This window comes from Vibrio sp. TRT 21S02 (assembly GCF_050113675.1).
Lineage (GTDB): Bacteria > Pseudomonadota > Gammaproteobacteria > Enterobacterales > Vibrionaceae > Vibrio.
Genome location: NZ_JBNJOI010000003.1, coordinates 286,768 through 309,321 on the forward strand (window position 1 = coordinate 286,768; position 22,554 = coordinate 309,321).

Consider the following 22,554-nt stretch of genomic DNA (forward strand, 5'->3'; position numbering starts at 1 on the left):
GCCAGTAAATCGTTATTTATGTGTAGGGCGTTCGCTGTGCGGCCACAAGGTCAGAGGGACCATAATGAGGTTAATTACATAAGTGTTCGCTTATGCAATGAATGACGCGCATACTAGCGCGTGACAGGGTGAGCTTCCGTGAGTGAGATCTCACAAAGCCTTAATAAAATAACCACTTATATCAATTGTTAGAATTTTTGAGTCTGGATCACACTCGCTCCAATCTCTTTCATAACAAGGGCTTATTTTTTATGACATTAATGTCAGTAGTAACTCCACTGGATACCATGACGTTCCCTTTACATGGGGCGCGTTTAATTGAAGCCTCTGCCGGTACCGGGAAGACTTTTACCATCGCTGGTTTGTATTTACGTCTGCTGCTTGGTCATGGCTGCGAGCAAAGTAAACATCAAGTGCCATTGACGGTAGATCAAATTCTGGTGGTGACCTTTACTGAGGCGGCAACCGCTGAGCTTCGCGATCGTATTCGTGCACGAATTCATGATGCGCGCATTGCGTTTTCACGTGGAGAAAGTTCAGATCCAGTGATAGCTCCACTGCTGACAGAAATAAGTGATCATAAACAAGCGGCAGAAATCTTACTGCAAGCCGAACGCCAAATGGATGAGGCGGCTGTCTACACCATTCATGGTTTCTGCCAACGTATGCTTACCCAGAATGCTTTCGAGTCTGGCAGTCGTTTTAATAACGAGTTTGTAACGGATGAAAGCCATCTCAAAGCCCAAGTCGTTGCTGATTATTGGCGGCGTAATTTCTATCCGCTGCCATTAAATTTAGCGGGTGAAGTACGCCGCTTGTGGAGCGCTCCTTCAGCCTTGTTGCACGACATCAGCGGTTATCTGACAGGATCGCCTTTGCATTTATCAACACCAGTCATGCAGGGCAGTTTGGCGCAACTTCATCAAGATAACTTACAAAAAATCGAACAACTGAAAGCGCTTTGGCGTGAGAGCGAGGACGATTTTCTCTCGTTGATTTCCGGATCTGATGTCAATAAACGCAGTTACACCAAAAAGTCACTGCCGAGCTGGTTAGAAGCTGTGACAGTCTGGGCAGCCAGTGAAACCACCAGTTACGAGTACCCAGATAAGCTAGAGAAGTTTTCTCAGCAAACGCTACTGGAAAAAACGCCCAAAGGTACTGCGCCGCAGCACCCCGTGTTTGAAGCTATCGAGGCGTTTCTCGCTCAGCCAGTTAATTTGAAAGCTCCGTTGCTCGCTCATGCAATAACACAATGCCGGACGATGTTGGCTAATGCTAAGCAACAAAAGCAGTGGCTATCTTTTGATGACTTACTGACTCAACTTTCTGCCGCAATTGATAACGATGAGCAAGCCTTGCTCACTGAACGCATTCGCATGCTATATCCAGTGGCAATGATTGACGAATTCCAAGATACCGATCCATTGCAGTACAGCATTTTTAGCCGAATTTATCTCGATCACCCGCAGTCTGGGTTATTTATGATCGGTGACCCAAAACAGGCCATTTATGCATTCCGTGGCGCGGATATTTTTACTTATATCAAAGCGCGTAATCAGGTCAGTTCTCACTTCACGTTAGGTACGAACTGGCGCTCTAGTGCTGATATGGTGTCGGCAGTCAATCAAGTATTTGCATCAGCCGACAGCCCTTTTGTCTACGATGATGACATTCCATTCTTACCGGTTCAGCCTAGCCCAGTCGCCGATAAGCGCGTTTGGATCATGGGTGACCAAAAGCAACCAGCATTGACGTATTGGCTTATGGAAGCGGATGACAAACCGCTTGCGAAAGGTGAGTACGTAAAAGTGATGGCCGAAGCAACGGCAAGCCAAATTCAAACGATTTTAACCGCAGCGCAGCAAGGGCGTGCAGTCTTCGAAAATGGCAAAAAACGCAGTGCGATCCAAGCGGGAGATATTGCCGTCTTAGTGCGCACTGGAAGCGAAGGCAGAATGGTTAAAGAGGCGTTAGCAAAACAAGGTATTGCCAGCGTTTATCTTTCTAACCGTGATAGTGTCTTTCTCAGTATTGTGGCCAGTGATCTACAGCGCTTACTGCAAGCGGTTTTGACGCCAGAAAATGATCGCGCACTAAGAGCGAGTCTAGCCTCTGAATTGTTTGCACTTGATGCAGCTCAGCTTGATGCGCTGAATAATGATGAAAATGAATGGGAAAATGCCGTCAACGAGTTCAAAGAATACCGCAAGCTTTGGACACTGCGTGGCGTGCTTCCTATGCTACGGGCGGTGATCAGTAAGCGTCACATTGCTGAGCGACTGTTAGAAGAAACCAATGGTGAGCGTACTCTGACCGATTTGATGCACATTGGTGAGCTATTACAGCAGGCGAGCAATGAACTCGACAGTGATCATGGTTTATTGCGTTGGCTCGCTCAATCGATCAGTGATGCAGAGCAAGGGTTAGGCGGCAGCGATGATCAAATTCAGCGTTTGGAGTCTGAACGTAATCTGGTGCAGATTGTTACTATCCATAAATCCAAAGGTTTGGAGTACGATCTGGTCTTTTTGCCATTTGTTATGGCCTACCGAGAAGCCAGCGAAGCCAAGTACTTTGATGAGGCTAGCGGTTTGACTGTGCTGGATATTGACGCAAATGACGCATCGCTCAAGCAAGCAGACAAAGAACGATTAGCCGAAGACTTACGCTTGATCTATGTGGCATTAACGCGTTCTGTTTATGGCTGTTTTATTGGTGCAGCGCCACTGCGGAATGGTCGTTCAACCAAGGAGCCGACTGGCGTTCACCATAGTGCGATGGGGTACTTATTACAAAATGCTCAGCAAGGCGGTATTAGCGATTTGACCATGGCAATCCAAAAGCATGTTTCACAGTCTGAGTCTGTTGTGGTATCTGCTCCGCCTAGTGTTCAAAATGAGGTGTTCCGAGCGATTGAACCTGAATTACCGGAACTGACTGCCAAAGAACTGCAACAAGCGATCGACCGCTTATGGCGTGTTACCAGTTATTCTGGTTTGGTGAAGCAAGGCAGCCATCACCAATCCTATGATGCAACAATAGAAGTCAGTGGTTTTGATATCGATTCGTCGCAAGAAGAAGATGAGCTAACCCTATCAGAGCCAGAGCGTTCGATTTTCACCTTTCCGAAAGGTGCTCAGCCGGGCACCTTCTTGCACAGTTTGTTTGAAGAGATTGAATTTACGCAGCCAGCGAGCAATGAAGATAATACTCAAGTAATTCTTTCGCTGATGGAAAACGAGCAGTTGGATGAAGCATGGTTACCCGTTTTGCAGCAGATGATAGATACCGTATTGGAGACCCCATTAGATGGCAAGTCGTTACGTCTGAATGAAAAAGGGCCGTCACAACGTTTGGTAGAAATGGAGTTTCTGTTGCCGATAGCCGTTTTGTCTGCACCAGCATTGAATCGCGTTATCCAGCGGCATGATCCACTCTCTGCTAAAGCGGGTGATCTCGGTTTTCAGACTGTTCAAGGCATGTTAAAAGGCTTTATTGATTTGGTGTTTGAGCATCAGGGTAAGTACTACGTCTTGGACTGGAAGTCGAACCATTTGGGGGATGATGTCAATTTCTATCATGGCGAGGCGCTGAAGTCAGCGATGGCCGATCATCGCTATGATCTGCAATACCAAATCTATGCGTTGGCCCTGCACCGTTTTCTGCGTAGTCGTATAGCAGATTACGATTACCAAACTCATTTTGGCGGCGTCTACTACCTATTTTTAAGGGGATTGGATGGCGAAAGTGACAACGGTATTTTTTCAGCCAAACCAAGTGAAGAGTTTCTACAAGAAATGGACCGATTAATTGATGGTAAGAGTATTGATACGCGGAGCACGACAGCAGGGCAGATGGAACTGGATTTATGATTGAACACCAGACAACACCGCTCAGTTTAATGGAAACACTTCAACAACTTGCTGAAAAGTTAGTAATACGCCAACTGGATTATCAGTTCGCGCGTTTCATTTATTCTCAGACTTCAGATGACAAACTCGCTATTATTGCAGCCGCTGTCAGTGCCGAGCTTGGCAAGGGACATATTTGCTTGCCATTGCATGATCCGCAAGGCCAGCCGACGGACATTGCACAAAAATTGGGTTTGTATGGTGATGCCGCTACACAGCTAAATCACTCTTTGCTTTCAACCGATTGGCATACACGACTTACCGATTCTCTAATAGTTGGCCAACACGGCGAAGCGGTGCCATTGATGTATGACGGACAACGTTTGTACTTGCATCGGTACTGGCATTACGAAGTTGCACTTGCCGATCGTTTACATAGCTTTGGGACTCCCATGAGCCTAAAGCCTATCGATGTCCAAAAGCTTGCCGAACTGCTCGATAATCTCTTCGCTCGCAGCTATCACTATTTGTATTCCGCGTTGAATCAGGACAAGGCAACAACTCAAGTCTCACGCCAACAACTGGTGTGTGACCATCTCGATATCGTGAATGAAACTCCCCTTGATTGGGTTGCGATTGATCAAACGTTAGTGAGCGCAAAATCGGCTCGTGATCTCGCTGTTTTGGATGATTTAGTACCGTCTGCAAGCTGCCTCAACTGGCAGAAAGTGGCGGCTGCTGTTGCGTTAACTCGTCGATTTGCGGTGATCTCCGGTGGACCTGGAACGGGTAAAACGACAACGGTGACCAAATTGCTTGCTGCACTCGTGGAGCAGGCGCAACAACAAGGAAATATCCCGACAATTAAGCTGGTGGCACCGACAGGAAAAGCGGCTGCGCGCCTGACTGAATCGATTGGTAAAGCATTAAGTGAGCTTTCGGTTTCCCCTGATCTAAAAGCTCATATTCCAACAGAGTCTAGTACCATACACCGTTTGCTAGGGGCTATCCCAAACAGCGTTGAATTTCGCCACAATCAGCACAATCCACTGCATCTGGATATTCTTGTTATTGATGAAGCCTCAATGGTTGATTTACCAATGATGTTTAAAGTGGTGGATGCATTACCAAAACATGCTCGCTTGATCCTGTTGGGTGATAAAGACCAGCTTGCATCCGTAGAAGCCGGCGCCGTTCTTGGCGATATTTGTTCTTTCCATCAACAAGGATATAGCCAAGCGCAAAGTAGTGTTTTAGCACAGTTAACTGGCTACCAAGCGTTGCAGCACACGTCTTCTCAGTCAGTCACCATGGCTGACAGTTTGTGCATGCTGCAGAAAAGCTATCGCTTTGATGCACGTTCCGGTATCGGGCAGCTAGCGAAAGCGGTGAATGCAGGTTCTTCGCAACAGATGGATGGAGTGTGGCAGAAAGCATTCCACGATATTGAAAAGTTTTCCCTTGATAGCCAGCATTACAGCCAAATGTTGCAGAGCTTAGTTCAGCAATATTCAGCATATTTAACCCTTACCGCTGCACCCTTGAATCAAAATGAGGGAGAACTCGCTGACAAGGCCAAACAAGTGCTTATGGCGTTTAACCGTTGTCGATTGTTATGCGCTATTCGTGAGGGAGACTTTGGTGTGGCGGGGCTTAATACTCGTATTGAGAAAGCATTAGCCGCAAGAAAGCTTATTCAGACTCAAGATGAATTATGGTATCCAGGTCGCCCTGTTATGGTAACGCGTAACGATCACGGTTTAGGTTTGTACAACGGTGACATTGGCATCTGTATGCTGGACGACAGTCAGCAAGAACCGCGTTTGAAAGTTTTTTTTGAATTGCCTGATGGTCGTGTGAAAGCGGTATTGCCAAGTCGAGTGCCTGAGCATGAAACGGCGTATGCGATGACGATTCATAAATCTCAAGGTAGTGAATTTGATTTTACCTTAATGATTCTGCCACCTGAATTTAGTCCTATTTTAACGCGAGAGCTGATTTACACTGGCATTACAAGGGCAAAGAAGCGTTTGGCCTTATATTGTAATGATCATGTATTAAAGCGTGGTATTCGGATTAAAACAGAGCGTGCTAGTGGGTTGATGGAGCGCTTAAGTAGGTAACCATCCTTGGTATTGGACTATTCGGAAAATGCAGAAGTAAACGAAATATGACGGATTTTGTATTTGTCTTTGTAATTTAGGATGAAGGACTTGAGCCCTTCTGAAACGGGAAACACGCAGTGAACATCGAGTCCTTCAAGGAGTTCGTTGTCTGCCATATCCCAAAAACTTTGTATTGAGTTACAAATGATGGTTCTCATGACTGTTGCTCTTAGTGACGTTGATATCTACCTCAAGCAATCCGTGCAGCTTGGCTTACACCAAGTGAAGAATAGTCCAATAATAATTTTAAGTCTCCCCGCATTGGGGAGAACAAATATTAGTCAATTAAAGGCTAAAATACTATCCGAAAATTGTGCAAACTCCCGTAATACTGTCTCCTTGTTGAGAATTAAACTTGTAAGGCAAGGATCTTCGATTTGCGCTGAAAGTTATATAACCCCTGTTTTTGCATTGGCAGGGATTCAACCCCAATTTCATGGAATCCTTGCTCTCTAAACCAGTGTAAGCTTCGCGTCGTTAAAACAAAGATTTGTTTAATGCCGCGTGAGCGAGATTGTTGCTTCATGTGGTTCAGTAGCAATAGCCCTCGGTTGCCATCTCGGTATTCGGGTTTGATAGCAACACAAGCCATTTCTGCCATTTTATCTTCGGTATATGGGTACAGCGCGGCGCAACCAATGATCAGGCCATCTTTATCGATGATGGTAAATTGATGGATCTCTTGTTCAAGTTGTTCCCGTGAACGGCGAACTAAAATACCTTGTTCTTCCAATGGTCGGATAAGCTCCAAGATCCCACCAATATCATCGATGCTGGCTTGACGAACTTGCTCAGCGCTAGCCATAACGATTTGAGTTCCAATACCATCAAGAGAGAACAATTCCTGAATTAAAGCCCCATCTTCTTTGTAGCTGACTAAATGACAGCGAGGGACACCAGCCCGGCACGCTGTGGTTGCGGCACGAAGAAAACGTAAAGTACCAGAAGAGTTGTCATGGTTTTGGTCATGATCAGATTCGATGCGTTGCAAGATTTGTTCTGCCTCTTTGGGGAACAGCTCTGCAATGGCTTCTCCGTTCTCATCAATGATCCCTTGTTCTGAACAAAAGCCAACCAGCTTATCGGCATTGAGGCGGATGGCAACTTGAGTCGCGACCTCTTCGGAAAGAAGGTTGAATGACTCTCCAGTGACGGAGCTAGCGATTGGGCCAAGCAGCACAATAGAGCCTTGATCCAACATGCGGTTGATACCTTCAATATCGATACGACGTATTTTGCCGCTGTGGCAATAGTCGACGCCGTCATCTATACCTAAAGGTTGAGAGATAACAAAATTCCCACTCACGACGTTGAGCTGAGTCCCCGCCATCGGTGTGTTGTTTAAACTCATTGATAATTGAGCGGTGATCGCAAGCTGCAGTTGCCCTGAAGCTTGCATAACCAAGTTCAATGCGTGCTCGTCAGTTACGCGGGTCCCCTTGTGGTAGGGAGTCGAATAGTTATGTGTTTCTAGCAAGGTGTTAATTTGTGGCCTTGCACCATGCACAAGAACGATTTTGACGCCTAGGCTATGCAACAGGGCAAGGTCGCTAATGATATTTGAAAAGTTTTTATCAGCTACGGCTTCTCCTCCTAACATCACCACCATGGTCTTATCTCGGTGGGCATTTACATAGGGGGCAGATTGGCGAAATCCCTTAACTAAAGCGGTACTGCGAAGTTTCAATTTAGTGACGTCCTTGTGAATTAATATTTACTGATACTGTCTTTTTATTCATTTGTGAGCAAGTGTTTTTTGATAGTGTTGGCACATTCTTAACTGATCACCTGTTCAATAGTGGGTCGGTTCGGGGGAATAAACGAGTGGCAAGCGTTGCAAATAAAGGAAAGTCGGGATACTTAAAACGAGCTTCTGTTAGCGAAGAAGAGCTGACAGGTCGAAAGTCGAAAAAAGCACTAGAGCGAACATTGCTGGTGGTGGTATCTGTTGGAACGGTAGGTGTTGCGTTGGTTTACGGAAGTTTGTTTCAACATGTGAGAGACCATTTTGTTGATCGAGAAGCCATTTACGGGACTTGGGTTGAACACAATGTGGCATCTTATGCTGCTGAAAAAATTGAAGTCGGCCAGAATGGTATTGTGAAAAATGGAAAGCTTGTTAGCAGTCAGTTTGATTTCGATGGCGATGTCCTTACGTATCAAACCGGAAAAACCACCTATCACTATCGAATGCTCAATGAGGAAAATACTGAAATGCAGTTATTGTCCGATAAACGTTACAAACCCAAGTTTCGATTGTCAGGAAAATACAAAAAAAATATTCGGAAACGTTAGTTAGATTGCGATTTAATTAGGAGTTTGTCATCCTCGCTGCACAGTATTAGAGGAATGGCCTTCGTGATTAAAAAATATCTTCCCTTGACAGCCGCTGTGTTACTTTTTGGCTGTGCACAATCGACTAGCGAACTAGACAATCAATTAGCTCATCAATATGTTGATGGCGAGTTCAACTATCTACTAAACAAAGTAGATGCTGTTGAATCAGAGAAGCCTCGTGATTTTACCGAATTTAGCCGCCAGGCTGAGCAAGTGGTCAATAAGTCACCATCTATGGCAAAAGTGTACCAACCACTCTACGAAAAGTTGAATGAGTGGGTATTACAGAGTGGTAATCCGACAGACCTAAGCCACTTTGGTATTCAAGCGGCGCAGTTTGGTGGCGCTGATAAGAAAGGGAATGTCTTATTCACCGGTTATTTCTCTCCAGTTATTGAAATGCGCCATCGTCCAGATAGCGTGTTTAAGTATCCGGTTTACCGCAAACCGAATTGTTCTTCAAACTGCCCAACGCGCGCCGAAATTTACGCTGGTGCATTAAATGGACAAGGGTTAGAGCTTGGTTATGCCTCTAATATGATTGACCCATTTATGATGGAAGTGCAGGGCAGTGGTTTTGTTCACTTTGATGACGACGATTCTCTGGAGTACTTCGCATACGGCGGCAAAAATAACAAAGCTTACATCAGTGTGGGTCGCGTGTTGATCGAACGTGGTGAAGTGCCTCGCGAGAAAATGTCGATGAAAGCAATTAAAGAATGGGTGATGGCGCAAGATGAAGCGGTAGCGCGTGAGCTGCTAGAGCAAAATCCTTCTTACGTGTTTTTCCAACCTCAGGCGGATGCACCTGTAACCGGATCGGCAGGCATTCCACTATTACCAATGGCTTCCGTTGCTGGCGATCGCTCAATCTTGCCAATGGGCACGCCAATTCTTGCGGAAGTTCCTTTGCTAAATGCCGATGGTTCTTGGAGCGGGGCACACCAACTACGTTTGTTGATCGTGTTGGATACAGGCGGCGCGGTAAAACGTAACCACCTCGACTTATATCATGGTATGGGCGCTCGTGCGGGTATCGAAGCGGGTCACTACAAACATTTTGGTCGTGTGTGGAAGTTGGGCTTGGAAAACAGCACAACTCGCGCACCTTGGGCGCTCTCGCCAGAAAAGCGTCAGTAACCCAATTGACGTGACTAGACATTTTTTCCAAGAGTGCGTATAAATCGCACTCTTTGTTTTTCTACCAAGCGGAAATACCTCATGCGTGAACTCGACACTCCAGCTTCAGACAGCTATAACCAACGTTTTGGTGGCACTCGTCGTTTGTATGGCAATAGCGAAGTGGAAATTCTTCGTGCAGCACATGTGTGTATTATCGGTATTGGTGGCGTTGGATCTTGGGCTGTTGAAGCTCTGGCCCGTACTGGTATTGGCGAATTAACCTTAATTGATATGGATGATGTGTGTGTCACTAATATCAACCGCCAAATTCATGCAATGTCAGGCACCGTTGGACAGAGTAAGATTGAAGTGATGGCGGAGCGGGTTAAACTGATCAACCCGGAATGTAAAGTTAACCTAGTTGATGACTTTATTACGCCAGACAATCAACATGAATATCTCAGTAAAGAGTTTGATTACGTGCTTGATGCCATCGATAGCGTGAAAGCAAAAGCTTCATTGTTGGCTTACTGTCGCAGTAATAAAATTAAAGTGATCACGACAGGTGGCGCTGGTGGGCAAATTGACCCAACTCAAATCCAAGTGGCTGATTTAACCAAAACCATCCAAGATCCCTTGGCAAAAAAAATCAAAGATACATTACGTCGTCACCACAACTTTCCTAAAAATCCACAGCGTAAATTTGGGATTGAGTGCGTCTTTTCTACTGAGCAGCTAAAATATCCTCAACCTGATGGCAGTGTATGTGGTGTAAAATCGACCGCGGAGGGACCAAAACGTATGGACTGTGCCAGTGGTTTTGGTGCGGCGACTGTGGTTACGGCTTCCTTTGGTTTTGTCGCTGTTTCGCGTATCGTCGAGAAGCTGATTCAAAAGTACAAAAAATAGGAACGACCATGTCTGTATTTCCATCTTCACCGTTTGGTACAGAGATTACGACAAAAGATATCGTAACAACGATGCAAAATTTCCATGGTTGGGAAGACCGCTATCGTCAGGTAATTCAGTGGGGGAAAAAATTACCCACCCTGCCGGATGAGTTGAAAACTGAGCAAGTGATGGTTTCTGGTTGCGAAAGTCAGGTTTGGTTAGTGAGCCAGTGTGATGGCGAAACTTGGTATTTTTGTGCAGACTCGGACGCACGCATCGTAAGAGGACTGATTGCTTTGGTGCTTGCGGCTTTTAATGGCAAAACTCGCCAACAGATCCGTGAATTTGATGTTGACGACTATTTTGAAAAGCTCGGTTTAATTGCCCATTTGAGCCCATCGCGAGGCAATGGCTTAAAAGCGATAGTCGAGCAAATCAAAGCAATTGCAGACTAAGCCGAATTGCGAAATTGATTTTAGAAACCCGCTGTAAAGGCGGGTTTGTTATTTTTGTATAAAATTTAATCATTGTGTTTTTAAAGCCTTAATAAATCGAGGGTGTTACAGCTCTTGTTGAAGCTGCATAAAGGCTGTACAATTCGCGCCCTTATTTAATGTTCCGTCATTTGAGAGGTTACATGACCACTGAAAAAATCAATCTACTCGATTTTGATCGCAAAGGTATGCGAGCGTTTTTCGCAGATGAGCTAGGCGAGAAAGCATTCCGTGCTGATCAGGTGATGAAGTGGATCTACCATTTCGGTGTTGATGACTTCGACAACATGACCAACATCAACAAGAAACTACGTGAAAAACTGCAACACAAGTGTGAAATCAAAGCACCAACAGTAGCAGAGGCTCAACACTCTTCAGACGGCACCATCAAGTGGGCGATGAAGGTGGGTGATCAGGACGTAGAAACGGTTTACATCCCGGAAGATGATCGCGCAACATTGTGTGTGTCTTCTCAGGTAGGGTGTGCGTTGGAATGTAAGTTCTGTTCAACCGCGCAGCAAGGTTTTAACCGCAACCTAAAAGTGTCTGAAATTATCGGCCAAGTTTGGCGAGCAGCTCGCGAAGTGGGTTTAGAGAAAGAGACCGGTCGTCGTCCTATCACTAACGTGGTAATGATGGGGATGGGTGAGCCACTTCTTAACATGAAGAACTTGATCCCTGCGCTTGAAATCATGCTTGATGATCTTGGTTTCGGTCTTTCTAAGCGTCGTGTAACTGTCTCGACTTCAGGGGTGGTTTCTGGTCTTGATCAGATGACCGGTAAAATCGACGTTGCATTAGCAATCTCTCTTCATGCGCCAAACGATAAGCTGCGCAGTGAAATCATGCCAATCAACGATCGTTGGGACATCCAAGATTTCCTAGCGTCGGTTCGTCGCTACCTTGCGTCTTCAAATGCGAACCGCGGTAAAGTGACGGTGGAGTATGTATTGCTTGATCATGTGAACGATGACATGGACCACGCGCGTGAATTGGCTCAGTTGATGAAAGACACGCCGTGTAAAATCAACCTGATCCCATTTAACCCGTACCCAGGTTCACCTTATAAGAAGCCAAGTAATTCACGTATCGATCGTTTCCAGAAAACATTGATGCAATATGAGCATACTGTGACGGTTCGTAAAACGCGCGGTGATGATATCGATGCCGCATGTGGCCAGTTAGTTGGTGATGTGATTGACCGAACTAAACGGACGCAAATGATCAAAGCGGCACGTGGCGAAAGTATCGATGTAAAAGCGGTTTAATACTTATCCCAATTGAAATTAAAAAAGCCAGAGCATTGCTCTGGCTTTTTTAATTTGTAGCAATTTGAAAAACTTTAGCGTCTAAGAGATGTCAAATTTAGGAAAAACCTTGAGCTGTCTGTAAATTATGCGTCTTTTCTATGTTGTTTCACCTCTGATATCTATTAGAATTAAGAGTTAAGGTACTCCAATTGGAGTGCTTCGTTGCATATAAGGTGAATAATTCCTTAAATTGCACTTATTTTCACTTGAGGAAATGTCCTCAACCTAATTGCTATGACTGTTTAATGCGCACTACCAACGAATAACAAGCAAAAGTGCAGGTAAGCAGGAATCAAAACGAGAACAGAATAATTATGAGTGCCGAAATTGAAACCAGCATTGATGAAAAAAAATTAGAAGCAGGAACTATCTTAAAACGCAAACGTGAAGAATTAGGTTTAAGCCAACAACAAATCGCCGATCGCCTACGTTTACGTCTCAATATCATCCAAAACATCGAAACGAATCAGTTTGAAAAAGATCAGGTTGCGACCTTTACTCGCGGCTATCTCCGTTCTTATGCCAAAGCCGTTGGGCTTGAAGAATCTGTCGTATTATGTGCTTTAGACGATTGCGGAGAAGCGCAACCTCAAGAGCAGAAAATGCAAAGTTTTTCGGGGAAGGCAAAACGCGAGAAACACGATAGCCGCATCATGACCCTAACATGGGGCATCTTTATTATTATTTTGGGCATTTCTTCTTTGTGGTGGTGGCAAAATCAGCAAACTTCCATCATAGAGATCTCTGATGAACCTGTTATTGCAGAGGCTGAAGCGACAACCTTACCTGAAGAACCTCAGTCGACAGACTTTCTTACGTTAGATGATGATCAAGCTTTAATCGAGGCAGAACAAAGCATTAACTCTCTACCAGTACCGTTACCGGAGAATAGTGAGCAAAATGAAGATGTTACTGTAGAAGGTGTTATCGAAGTTCAAGAACCGGCAGCTACAGATTCAGTCGAGACGACAGTGACAGAAGCGGTAGTTGAGGAATCAGAACAACAGCAAACGACCTCACAACCAGCAGAAGTGGTAGCCAACAGCTTACAGATGTCTTTTAAAGCGGATTGCTGGATTCAGGTCAAAGATGCATCTGGGAAAACCTTGGCTACGGGAATCAAAAAGCCTGGTCAAATTTTACAGCTTTCGGGCAAAACACCATATAAAGTGATTTTAGGTGCACCCGAAAACGTTTCAATGACATTTGCGAGTGAACCTGTCGACCTTTCTGGGTATACTTCAGGCAAAGTAGCAAGATTCACCTTACCTAGATAAATAATATGCAACACGAATCTCCTATAAAACGTCGCCCATCGACACGTATCTACGTGGGTGATGTTCCAATTGGTGATGGCGCACCAATTGCGGTGCAGTCAATGACAAACACCAGAACAACAGACGTGGATGCGACTGTTGCACAGATCAGAGCATTGGAAAATGTTGGTGCAGATATCGTACGAGTTTCCGTACCTACGATGGAAGCCGCTGAAGCTTTTAAATTAATTAAGCAACAAGTGAACATTCCACTTGTTGCAGATATTCATTTTGACTACCGAATCGCACTTAAAGTTGCGGAGTATGGTGTGGATTGTTTACGCATCAACCCGGGCAATATTGGTAAAGAAGATCGTATTCGTGCCGTTGTAGATTGCGCCCGCGATAAAAATATACCAATCCGAATCGGTGTGAACGGCGGCTCTTTGGAAAAAGACATCCAGATGAAATATGGCGAGCCAACGCCTGAAGCGTTAGTTGAATCAGCCATGCGCCATGTTGATATTCTCGATCGCCTTAACTTTGACCAATTTAAAGTCAGCGTAAAAGCTTCGGATGTTTTCCTTGCTGTAGATTCATACCGCTTACTGGCGAAAAAAATTGATCAACCACTACACCTTGGTATCACTGAAGCTGGTGGTGCACGTGCTGGTGCGGTGAAATCGTCCGTTGGCTTAGGCATGCTCTTAGCCGAAGGTATTGGTGACACGCTTCGTATCTCTTTGGCGGCAAACCCAGTGGAAGAGATCAAAGTCGGTTTTGATATTTTGAAGTCTTTGCGAATTCGTTCTCGCGGCATTAACTTTATTGCTTGTCCAAGCTGCTCTCGTCAAGAGTTTGATGTGATTGGGACGGTCAATGCATTGGAAGAGCGCTTGGAAGACATCATTACACCAATGGATGTGTCGATTATCGGCTGTGTTGTAAACGGTCCCGGTGAAGCAGAAGTTTCCCACCTTGGCCTAGCTGGCAGCAACAAAAAGAGTGCTTTCTACGAAGACGGTAAACGTCAGAAAGAGCGATTTGACAACGATGATCTCGTTGCTCAACTTGAATCTAAAATTCGAGCTAAAGCAGCCGTACTAGATCAAGAAAATCGTATCGATATCAAAGTACAAGATTAATCTCAACGAGCTTTACGTTAAGTAATAAAAATTTCGGTAAATATTGTGGCAAAAACTATTCAAGCAATCCGAGGCATGAACGACTGCCTCCCAACTCAATCTCCGCTGTGGCAGAAACTTGAAAACACAGTGAAAAATGTAGTTAGCGCATACGGTTACAACGAAGTGCGCATGCCAATCGTTGAAGAAACAAACCTATTCAGCCGCGCTGTTGGTGAAGAGACAGATGTCGTTTCAAAAGAAATGTACACCTTTGATGATCGTAACGGTGACAGCCTAACACTTCGCCCTGAAGGTACGGCGGGCTGTGTACGTGCATGTATTCAAAACAGCCTGATCAACCGTGACGAACAGCGTCTGTGGTACATGGGGCCTATGTTCCGCCATGAGCGTCCGCAGAAAGGTCGTTACCGTCAATTCCACCAGTGTGGTGTTGAGGTGTTTGGTCTAAATGGTCCAGATGTAGATGCTGAGCTTATCATGATGACAGCACGTCTATGGCGTGAGCTGGGTATCAATGAACATGTTCGTCTTGAGCTTAACTCTATCGGTTCTCAAGAAGATCGCGCAGACTACCGTACTGCACTGGTTGCATTCCTTGAGCAACATATCGATGTGCTAGACGAAGATTGTAAGCGTCGCATGCACACGAACCCACTGCGTGTTCTAGATACTAAGAACCCAGACATTCAAGCGATTTTGGGTGATGCACCTCGTCTTTCTGAGTACTTAGGTGAAGAGTCTAAAGCACACTTCGCAGGTCTATGTGAACTTTTAGACGCTGCAGGTATCGAATACACAGTTAACGAGCGTCTAGTTCGTGGTCTGGATTACTACAACCGCACGGTATTTGAGTGGATCACTGAGAGCCTAGGTGCTCAAGGCACAGTATGTGGCGGTGGTCGTTACGATGGTCTTGTAGAGCAATTGGGTGGTAAATCAACACCAGCAGTTGGCTTTGCAATGGGCCTAGAGCGTCTTGTTCTGATGCTAGAAACACTAGAGCTGACAGACGTTCGTCGTAGTGTTGATGTTTACGTAGTAACAGCAGGCGAAGGCACCATGATGGCGGGTATGAAGCTTGCTGAACAGCTTCGTGAAGCTATCCCTGGTGTTCGTGTAATGAACCACTTTGGTGGTGGTAACTTTAAGAAGCAGTTTAAACGTGCGGACAAAGTCGGTGCAGTTGTCGCACTAGTACTTGGTGAGAATGAAGTTGCAGATAACAGCGTTGTTCTTAAAGATCTTGTGGGTGGTACTCAAGAAACTTACAGCCAAGCTGATATCGTTGCTCAATTAGCGCAACTTATCTAAATATATCTGATTTTGAAGTGGCGATTTCGATCGCCACTTTTTGTGAATTTAAGAGGACAGGAAGTGGAACTCTACGATACTGAAGAACAACAAGTTGAAGCGATCAAAGATTGGTGGAAAGAGAATGGCAAAGCTGTCATTTTTGGTGCCGTGATCGGTTTAGGTGGTCTGTTTGGTTGGCGTTATTACCAAGATTCAGTGACTGCGGCTCAAGAAGCTGCTTCTGAGTCATACACGAAAGTCATCACTTCACTTCAAGCGCAAGGCGCGGAAGCTGAAGGTGCGGTTCAGAGCTTTATTGATGGCAATAAAGAGACTGAGTACGCAGTATTGGCTGCATTGCAACTTGCTAAAGTTCAAATTGAAGCAGGTAACCTTGATGAAGCGCTAGCGCAGCTAGAGTGGGCGAAAGGTGCAACGAAAGACGCAGCTTTATCTACCGTTGCAACTTACCGTTTAGCTCGTGTTACGGCGGAACAAGGCAATTTTGATGCAGCAATTTCTGAGTTAGCAAATATCAATGATTCAGGTTGGGCTGGGCGCATCGCTGAATTACGTGGTGATATTTTGCTACGTAAAGGCGACAGTTCTGGCGCATATGCGGCTTACACAGAAGCTCAGCAAGCAGAAGATGCAAGTCAGACATTGCAAATGAAGTTGGATGATCTGGCCAAGTAAGGGCGTTTGAATGAAGAAGCTTCTTAGTAAAGCACTAGCTACTGCAGTGATCCTTGGTACTCTAGCGGGTTGTGCAAGTGAAGAAGACACCATCATTATGGCGCCATTGCCACAGGTGGACAGTGAATTCACACCGAGCTCAAATTGGAGCACTTCAATCGGTGATGGTGTTGGTCATTACTTTTCGAACCTATCGCCAGCTTATGCATACGGTAAAGTCTTTGTTGCTGCGCGAGATGGTTTAGTAAAAGCATTGGATCCTGAGAATGGTCAAACTTTATGGGAGACCGATTTAGAGCAAGACACCATCGCTCGTTTATCTGGTGGCATTACTGCAGCCTACAGCCAGATATTTATCGGCAGTGAAAATGGTCAAGTAATCGCACTGGATGAAGAAACCGGTGAAGTTAAGTGGCGCGTCGATGTTGATGGTGAGGTTCTCGCAAACCCTACGACTGACAATAACCTAGTTATTGTACACACCAGCCGAGGTATGTTGATTGCTCTTGCGCAAGATACTGGAGAGCAAAAGTGGACCATTAGCACTGAAGTGCCAAACCTCACATTGCGTGGTGATAGTACACCTGCAGCCGTTGGTGGCGGTGTATTCTGGGGTACGGCAAATGGTCGTCTAGCGGCCGCAATTGTTGAGCGTGGTCAGTTGATCTGGCAACAACCAATCGGTACACCACAAGGTGCCACTGAAATTGATCGATTGGTTGATGTGGATGCATCGCCAGTAATTCTAGGCAGCTCACTCTACATTGTCGGCATTAATGGGCAGTTGACAGCGATTGATTTGCGTTCAGGTAAGCCTGCTTGGAAGCGTACTTACTCTTCTGCGACAGACATGAACAGCGATGGTAGCCGACTATTTCTTGTGACGGACAAAGATCACATTGTGGCAGTTGATGCTCGTAGTGGAACGGAGTTATGGAGTAATGATTTACTTCAACACCGTTTATTAACTGCACCAGCAATCATCGATGGCTACGTTGTTGTAGGTGACAGTCAAGGTTACTTGCACTGGATAGATCGTAGTTCGGGCGAGTTTGTTGCTCAGCAATATGTGAGTGACAGTGGTTTAGCTGTTGCACCAATTGCGTTAGACGAAGGCTATGTCATTGTTACTCGTGATGGCGATGTAAAGAAACTGACGATCAACGAATAATTTCGTGATACAATTCACATTCGGCTCCTGGCTGGTTAACAGTTAGGAGCCGTTTTGTTGCGTATACTCTGAAAATTTAAGAACAAATAATTCACTTGGGTGTTGTGCTAGACATAGTTTCGACTAGCCACTGCTTTTTGATACGGTTTTAATCGCTCGTTCTATCATAAAGAGTATCCCAATGTAGGTTTGTAGTTATAGGTAAACACTGGTTAACGACTGATAACAAGTCATTACCTATAACTACATAGAAAGAATATTGTAGAGGTTATTATGGTACCTGTTGTTGCCCTGGTTGGGCGTCCGAACGTAGGTAAGTCTACGTTATTTAACCGATTGACTCGCACGCGTGACGCATTGGTTGCGGATTTTCCTGGCCTAACGCGTGACCGTAAATATGGTCAGGCAAAATTGGGTGAACATGAATTCATTGTTATTGATACTGGTGGTATTGATGGCAGTGAAGAGGGTGTTGAAACTAAAATGGCAGAACAGTCATTAGCAGCAATTGATGAAGCTGATGTTGTTTTGTTTATGGTTGATGGTCGTGCTGGTCTAACTCCAGCTGATATCGCGATTTCCAATCACCTACGTAAAATTGAAAAACCGTCAATGCTGGTTGTCAACAAAGTTGATGGTATTGATGCGGATGCTGCATCGGCTGAGTTTTGGCAGCTTGGTGTAGAGAACATGTACCAAATTGCAGCGGCTCACGGTCGTGGGGTTGGTGCTCTGATCGATCGTGCTTTAAATCCATTTGCAGAGCAAATGCTTGAATCAGTTCAAGGTGAGATTGAAGATCTAACTGGTTTTGAAGACGAAGAAGAAGAGAAAGTCGACTACACAGAAGAAGAAGCTGAAGAAGAGTTTAAGCGTCTTCAAGAGCAGCCAATTAAGTTAGCGATTATCGGTCGTCCAAACGTGGGTAAGTCAACGCTGACGAACCGTATTTTGGGTGAAGAGCGTGTGGTTGTGTATGACATGCCGGGCACGACTCGAGACTCAATTTACATCCCAATGGAGCGTGATGGTCGTGAATACGTGCTTATTGACACTGCCGGTGTTCGTCGTCGTAAGCGTATCAATGAAACGGTTGAGAAATTCTCCGTTGTTAAAACGTTGAAAGCGGTAGAAGATGCCAACGTTGTGTTGTTGGTTATTGATGCACGTGAAAACATCTCAGATCAAGATTTAAGCTTACTAGGCTTTGCTTTGAATGCAGGCCGTTCAATTGTTCTTGCTGTCAATAAATGGGATGGTTTGGACATGGATGTGAAAGAGCATGTGAAGAAAGAGCTGGATCGTCGTCTTGGATTTGTCGACTTTGCTCGTATTCACTTTATCTCTGCGCTTCATGGTACAGGTGTTGGCCATCTATTTGAATCGGTTCAAGAGGCTTACAAATCAGCAACGACACGTGTGGGTACTTCGGTATTAACACGTATCATGAAGATGGCAACAGAAGATCACCAACCACCAATGGTTCGTGGTCGCCGTGTGAAACTTAAATATGCACACGCAGGTGGCTATAACCCACCAATCGTTGTAGTTCACGGGAACCTAGTTAATGAGCTGCCAGATTCATACAAACGTTACCTGATGAACTATTATCGTAAGTCACTGGAAATCATGGGGACACCAATCCGCATTAACTTCCAGAGCAGCGATAACCCATTTGAAGGTAAAGGCGGTAAGATGACATTATCTCAAGAGCGTAAACGTAAACGCCTAATGAGTATGATGAAAAACCGTAAGAAATAGCATCTCATAGAAAAATTTAGTAAAGCGCCATGTATTCTACTGGCGCTTTTTTGTACTTGAAGGAAAAGAAAAGTGGCAGTGAGTGCAACCATCACGAAGTTTTGTCATGGTATTTGGCAGTTGGAGAGTCAGATCCTGTTCGTCGAATCCTATGATGATGGCATTTACGTGATTACAGAAGAGACCCCATTTCATCCTGTAAGCCATATTTGGCCAGATCACCCTGCTGACAAAGGTTGCTTGCGCATTGGCAGTCAGCGCTTCTCGGTCTTCAACTGTCTGGTAGGCGCTATAGAGCGAGAGACTGAGACGTTGTACGTAGGCGAAGCCATTCCCGTAAAACGAGATGAACCCGGTTGGTCCTTTGTTGTCGTGCATTGCATTAATGCTGATGCATCTGCTGTCATCGAAGGTGAGCGTGTGTGCTTAAGTGTCGATAGAACTTACCAAGAGGCATTAAGCCGAGGCCATAGTGCTGGTCATTTAGCCTTCTTGGCGTTAAATAAAGTACTCACTCGTGATGGCTATTGGCGTAAAGATGCAGACAGAAAAGACGCTCACGGTAACTATGACTTTAACAGCTATGCGCAAGTGACGAGCTTTGTCACTGAAGATTGTTGCGTGGATACTTATCGGCTAGGTAAAACATTGCGAAAACGCGGCCTAAATAGTGTCGATATGCTAACTGATCTGCAGCTTATTGTTGATAAGGTCAACGATCAATTGACAGAGTGGCTGGCTGCTCAGCCACAAGTTGAGATATTATGTCATGGTGAAACCTTAACTGATTCAAGGTACTGGCAATGTGACTTAGGAGAAGGGGAGCTTGCTGTAATCCCATGCGGTGGTACACATGTTTCTGGCTTAGCTGATTTTGCTGAAATCAAAGTGAGCCTGACTGAGCTTGATGCTCAGAATATTGAAATGCAAACCGATGTAAAACCATCATAGTTGAATTACGATCATTTTATGTAATTCTGATAATCTGATTTTTATATCTATATTTGGTTTATTGTATTGTTTAAAATTCAAAAACAGCACATGTAACTTATGCTTTCGGTGTGTGGTTATATAAATGTTCTTTTTGGGGCAGATCGCTGATCAAAATGGATTTTGCCGATGATCTTGAAATGATCATCCGTGTAAAAGAAAACATAAACGATGCTGCCGCTCAGTGCCAACAATGGCTTAACTCCATGTGACAGAGATCAATACCAAAATGAATGCAATTGTTACTATGCGCATCTGTCAGAGGAATAAGCTTAATGAGAGATCGAAATGTCTGATAATTTATGCCCAGAATGTCATCAGGAGCTCGATTGGCAAGGTCACTATCATTGCAAAGAATGTCATGTTGACTATAAAAAAGCAGGATTTTGTCCTGATTGTGAGGCTGAGCTTGAAAAGCTGCAAGCTTGTGGTGCGGCAAATTACTTCTGCAATAGTTGTAATGAACTCAAATCAAAGTCACGGGTTCGATTTGAGTTTCAAAAAGTCAGTTAACCGTAGAGCGAAGCTCACCATCAGATAAGCGGGTGACTAACGTGTCGCCCGTTTTTACATCTTTCGCTTGAGTCACCACCTGACCTTGCTCTGTTTGTGTGATTGAATAACCACGTTTTAATGTAGCAAGTGGGCTCACCGTATCTAATTTTTCTGCCGCGATTGCCAGTTGATGGCGCATGGTCAGTAACTTACGATCCATTGCATCCATTAGCTTTTGCTCAACGCGATCAAGCTTCGATTTTTGCTCTGCTAAACGTTTTACTGGTGAATTCAATTGTAGGCGATGATGCTTACGCTCAACGGCTTGCTGGCGCGTCGTGATGAATCGTTGCATTGCGCGTTGCAAGCGCATGTCTAACTCATCTAACTGTTGTGTTTGACGTTGCAGTTGATAGCTTGGATGCTGACGCTCCAATCGGTGCATCAGTTGAGCCGATTGCTGCTTTTGCTGCGCTAAGTAGTAGCGCATTGCGCTAGCTAATTTATGTTGCCGCGTTAGGAGTGCTTGATCTTTATGGTTGTTGTCACGGCTCACCAGTTCAGCCGCCGCTGAAGGGGTTGGCGCCCGCATGTCGGCGACAAAGTCTGCAATCGTCACATCGACTTCATGACCTACGGCACTGATGATAGGGATCTGACTTGCTGCGATGGTGCGCGCTACAATTTCATTGTTGAAACACCACAGATCTTCGAGTGAACCACCACCACGGCCGACGATGAGTACATCACACTCATTTCGACTATTTGCACGACCAATTGCTTGAGCAATTTGAATTGCAGCTTCTTCTCCCTGAACCATTGTCGGGTAAATAACTACAGGTAACGAAGGATCTCGGCGCTTTAGTACATCAAGAATATCATGCAGAGCTGCGCCCGTTTTCGAAGTAATAACACCGACACGTTGCGGGTGTTCAGGGAGAGGGCGTTTATTAGTCTGAGCAAATAAACCTTCGCCCGCCAGTTTCATCTTGAGCTCATCAAACTGTTGTTGCAGCCTACCATCACCTTCGGGTTGCATGCTTTCAACGATCAGTTGATAGTCACCACGAGGTTCATATAGGGAAAGTCGAGCTTTGACTAAGACTTGATTGCCATTAACGGGTTTAAAGGTGACACGACGATTGTTTCCCTTAAACATTGCACACTTCACTTGAGCACGTGAATCTTTGAGGGTGAAATACCAATGGCCGGATACGGGGGCGGAAAAGTTTGACAGCTCACCGACCAACCACACGATCCCCATTTCGTTTTCAAGGAGTAAACGAACTTCTGCATTCAAACGGGAAACAGTGAAAATGTTTTGATTGGTCAGAGATGACACTACTAATCTCGTGGACGTGAGTATGGAAATTAGCGGCAATATAATACATATCAAGGGGGTAAATGCAAGAAAAAAATTAAAAAATTTGTGGTCAAGCGATTACGTTAACCGTATAATCCGTCCGCAATATCTAATCCAAATGTGACTAGTTACACAAAACTGGTTGCCCTCATTATGCGAAACGATGAGATTGGATTGTTCTTTTTACTCCTCTAATTGTGAGATATTG

Annotated in this window: 18 protein-coding genes; 15 read left to right on the plus strand and 3 right to left on the minus strand. The window is 45.0% G+C overall.

Features of this window, described 5'->3' with window-relative positions; genetic code table 11:
- Nucleotides 1-251: 251 nt before the first annotated feature.
- A complete protein-coding gene (gene recB, locus ACQEXU_RS05385) occupies nt 252-3,875 on the plus strand; it encodes an exodeoxyribonuclease V subunit beta (protein WP_427009977.1) in 3,624 nt (1,207 codons plus the stop codon).
- Nucleotides 3,872-5,977: an exodeoxyribonuclease V subunit alpha gene (gene recD / locus ACQEXU_RS05390; RefSeq protein ID WP_427009978.1), complete on the plus strand. Its 2,106-nt coding sequence runs from the start codon at nt 3,872-3,874 to the stop codon at nt 5,975-5,977. The genes recB and recD overlap by 4 nt, the downstream gene beginning before the upstream one ends.
- Nucleotides 5,978-5,994: 17 nt before the next feature.
- Here the strand turns inward: recD and ACQEXU_RS05395 are convergent, their stop codons facing one another.
- A complete protein-coding gene (locus ACQEXU_RS05395; RefSeq protein ID WP_367987127.1) occupies nt 5,995-6,177 on the minus strand; it encodes a hypothetical protein in 183 nt (60 codons plus the stop codon).
- A gap of 191 nt (nt 6,178-6,368) precedes the next feature.
- Nucleotides 6,369-7,706, minus strand: a complete 1,338-nt coding sequence (argA, locus tag ACQEXU_RS05400) for an amino-acid N-acetyltransferase (RefSeq protein WP_367987126.1) — start codon at nt 7,704-7,706, stop codon at nt 6,369-6,371.
- A gap of 137 nt (nt 7,707-7,843) precedes the next feature.
- Here argA and ACQEXU_RS05405 point away from each other — a divergent pair, with 137 nt between their 5' ends.
- From ACQEXU_RS05405 to ACQEXU_RS05465, 13 genes are all read left to right on the plus strand, one after another.
- Nucleotides 7,844-8,314 (plus strand): DUF2850 domain-containing protein, encoded by a 471-nt coding sequence (locus tag ACQEXU_RS05405; RefSeq protein ID WP_427009979.1) that lies wholly within the window; start codon nt 7,844-7,846, stop codon nt 8,312-8,314.
- 63 nt (nt 8,315-8,377) lie between these two features.
- Nucleotides 8,378-9,496, plus strand: a complete 1,119-nt coding sequence (mltA, locus tag ACQEXU_RS05410; RefSeq protein ID WP_427009980.1) for a murein transglycosylase A — start codon at nt 8,378-8,380, stop codon at nt 9,494-9,496.
- An 81-nt stretch (nt 9,497-9,577) separates the two neighbouring features.
- On the plus strand, nt 9,578-10,387 hold the full coding sequence (gene tcdA, locus ACQEXU_RS05415) for a tRNA cyclic N6-threonylcarbamoyladenosine(37) synthase TcdA (protein ID WP_427009981.1): 810 nt from the start codon (nt 9,578-9,580) through the stop codon (nt 10,385-10,387).
- A gap of 8 nt (nt 10,388-10,395) precedes the next feature.
- Nucleotides 10,396-10,824 carry a cysteine desulfurase sulfur acceptor subunit CsdE gene (csdE, locus tag ACQEXU_RS05420; RefSeq protein ID WP_427009982.1) on the plus strand — a complete coding sequence of 143 codons (429 nt, stop codon included), beginning with the start codon at nt 10,396-10,398 and terminating at the stop codon, nt 10,822-10,824.
- 182 nt (nt 10,825-11,006) lie between these two features.
- The gene (locus ACQEXU_RS05425) at nt 11,007-12,131 is read left to right on the plus strand and encodes a bifunctional tRNA (adenosine(37)-C2)-methyltransferase TrmG/ribosomal RNA large subunit methyltransferase RlmN (protein ID WP_367987121.1); all 1,125 of its coding nucleotides are present in this window, start codon (nt 11,007-11,009) and stop codon (nt 12,129-12,131) included.
- Nucleotides 12,132-12,487: 356 nt separating this feature from the next.
- The gene (rodZ, locus tag ACQEXU_RS05430) at nt 12,488-13,450 is read left to right on the plus strand and encodes a cytoskeleton protein RodZ (RefSeq protein WP_427009983.1); all 963 of its coding nucleotides are present in this window, start codon (nt 12,488-12,490) and stop codon (nt 13,448-13,450) included.
- 5 nt (nt 13,451-13,455) lie between these two features.
- Complete coding sequence (gene ispG, locus ACQEXU_RS05435) at nt 13,456-14,574, plus strand: flavodoxin-dependent (E)-4-hydroxy-3-methylbut-2-enyl-diphosphate synthase (RefSeq protein WP_367987119.1); 1,119 nt, start codon at nt 13,456-13,458, stop codon at nt 14,572-14,574.
- Nucleotides 14,575-14,619: 45 nt separating this feature from the next.
- The gene (hisS, locus tag ACQEXU_RS05440) at nt 14,620-15,888 is read left to right on the plus strand and encodes a histidine--tRNA ligase (protein WP_427009984.1); all 1,269 of its coding nucleotides are present in this window, start codon (nt 14,620-14,622) and stop codon (nt 15,886-15,888) included.
- 63 nt (nt 15,889-15,951) lie between these two features.
- A complete protein-coding gene (locus tag ACQEXU_RS05445) occupies nt 15,952-16,566 on the plus strand; it encodes a YfgM family protein (RefSeq protein ID WP_427009985.1) in 615 nt (204 codons plus the stop codon).
- Nucleotides 16,567-16,576: 10 nt separating this feature from the next.
- The gene (bamB, locus tag ACQEXU_RS05450) at nt 16,577-17,737 is read left to right on the plus strand and encodes an outer membrane protein assembly factor BamB (protein ID WP_427009986.1); all 1,161 of its coding nucleotides are present in this window, start codon (nt 16,577-16,579) and stop codon (nt 17,735-17,737) included.
- A 273-nt stretch (nt 17,738-18,010) separates the two neighbouring features.
- Nucleotides 18,011-19,498, plus strand: coding sequence for a ribosome biogenesis GTPase Der (der, locus tag ACQEXU_RS05455; RefSeq protein WP_427009987.1), 1,488 nt, complete (start codon nt 18,011-18,013; stop codon nt 19,496-19,498).
- Between the two features lie 72 nt (nt 19,499-19,570).
- Nucleotides 19,571-20,449 carry an alanyl-tRNA editing protein gene (locus ACQEXU_RS05460; RefSeq protein WP_427009988.1) on the plus strand — a complete coding sequence of 293 codons (879 nt, stop codon included), beginning with the start codon at nt 19,571-19,573 and terminating at the stop codon, nt 20,447-20,449.
- Between the two features lie 327 nt (nt 20,450-20,776).
- Nucleotides 20,777-21,001, plus strand: a complete 225-nt coding sequence (locus tag ACQEXU_RS05465; RefSeq protein ID WP_367987113.1) for a zinc ribbon domain-containing protein — start codon at nt 20,777-20,779, stop codon at nt 20,999-21,001.
- On the opposite strand, the gene xseA is transcribed toward ACQEXU_RS05465, so the two are convergent.
- On the minus strand, nt 20,994-22,325 hold the full coding sequence (gene xseA / locus ACQEXU_RS05470; RefSeq protein ID WP_427009989.1) for an exodeoxyribonuclease VII large subunit: 1,332 nt from the start codon (nt 22,323-22,325) through the stop codon (nt 20,994-20,996). The two genes, ACQEXU_RS05465 and xseA, sit on opposite strands and share 8 nt — an antisense overlap.
- Nucleotides 22,326-22,554 lie beyond the last annotated feature (229 nt).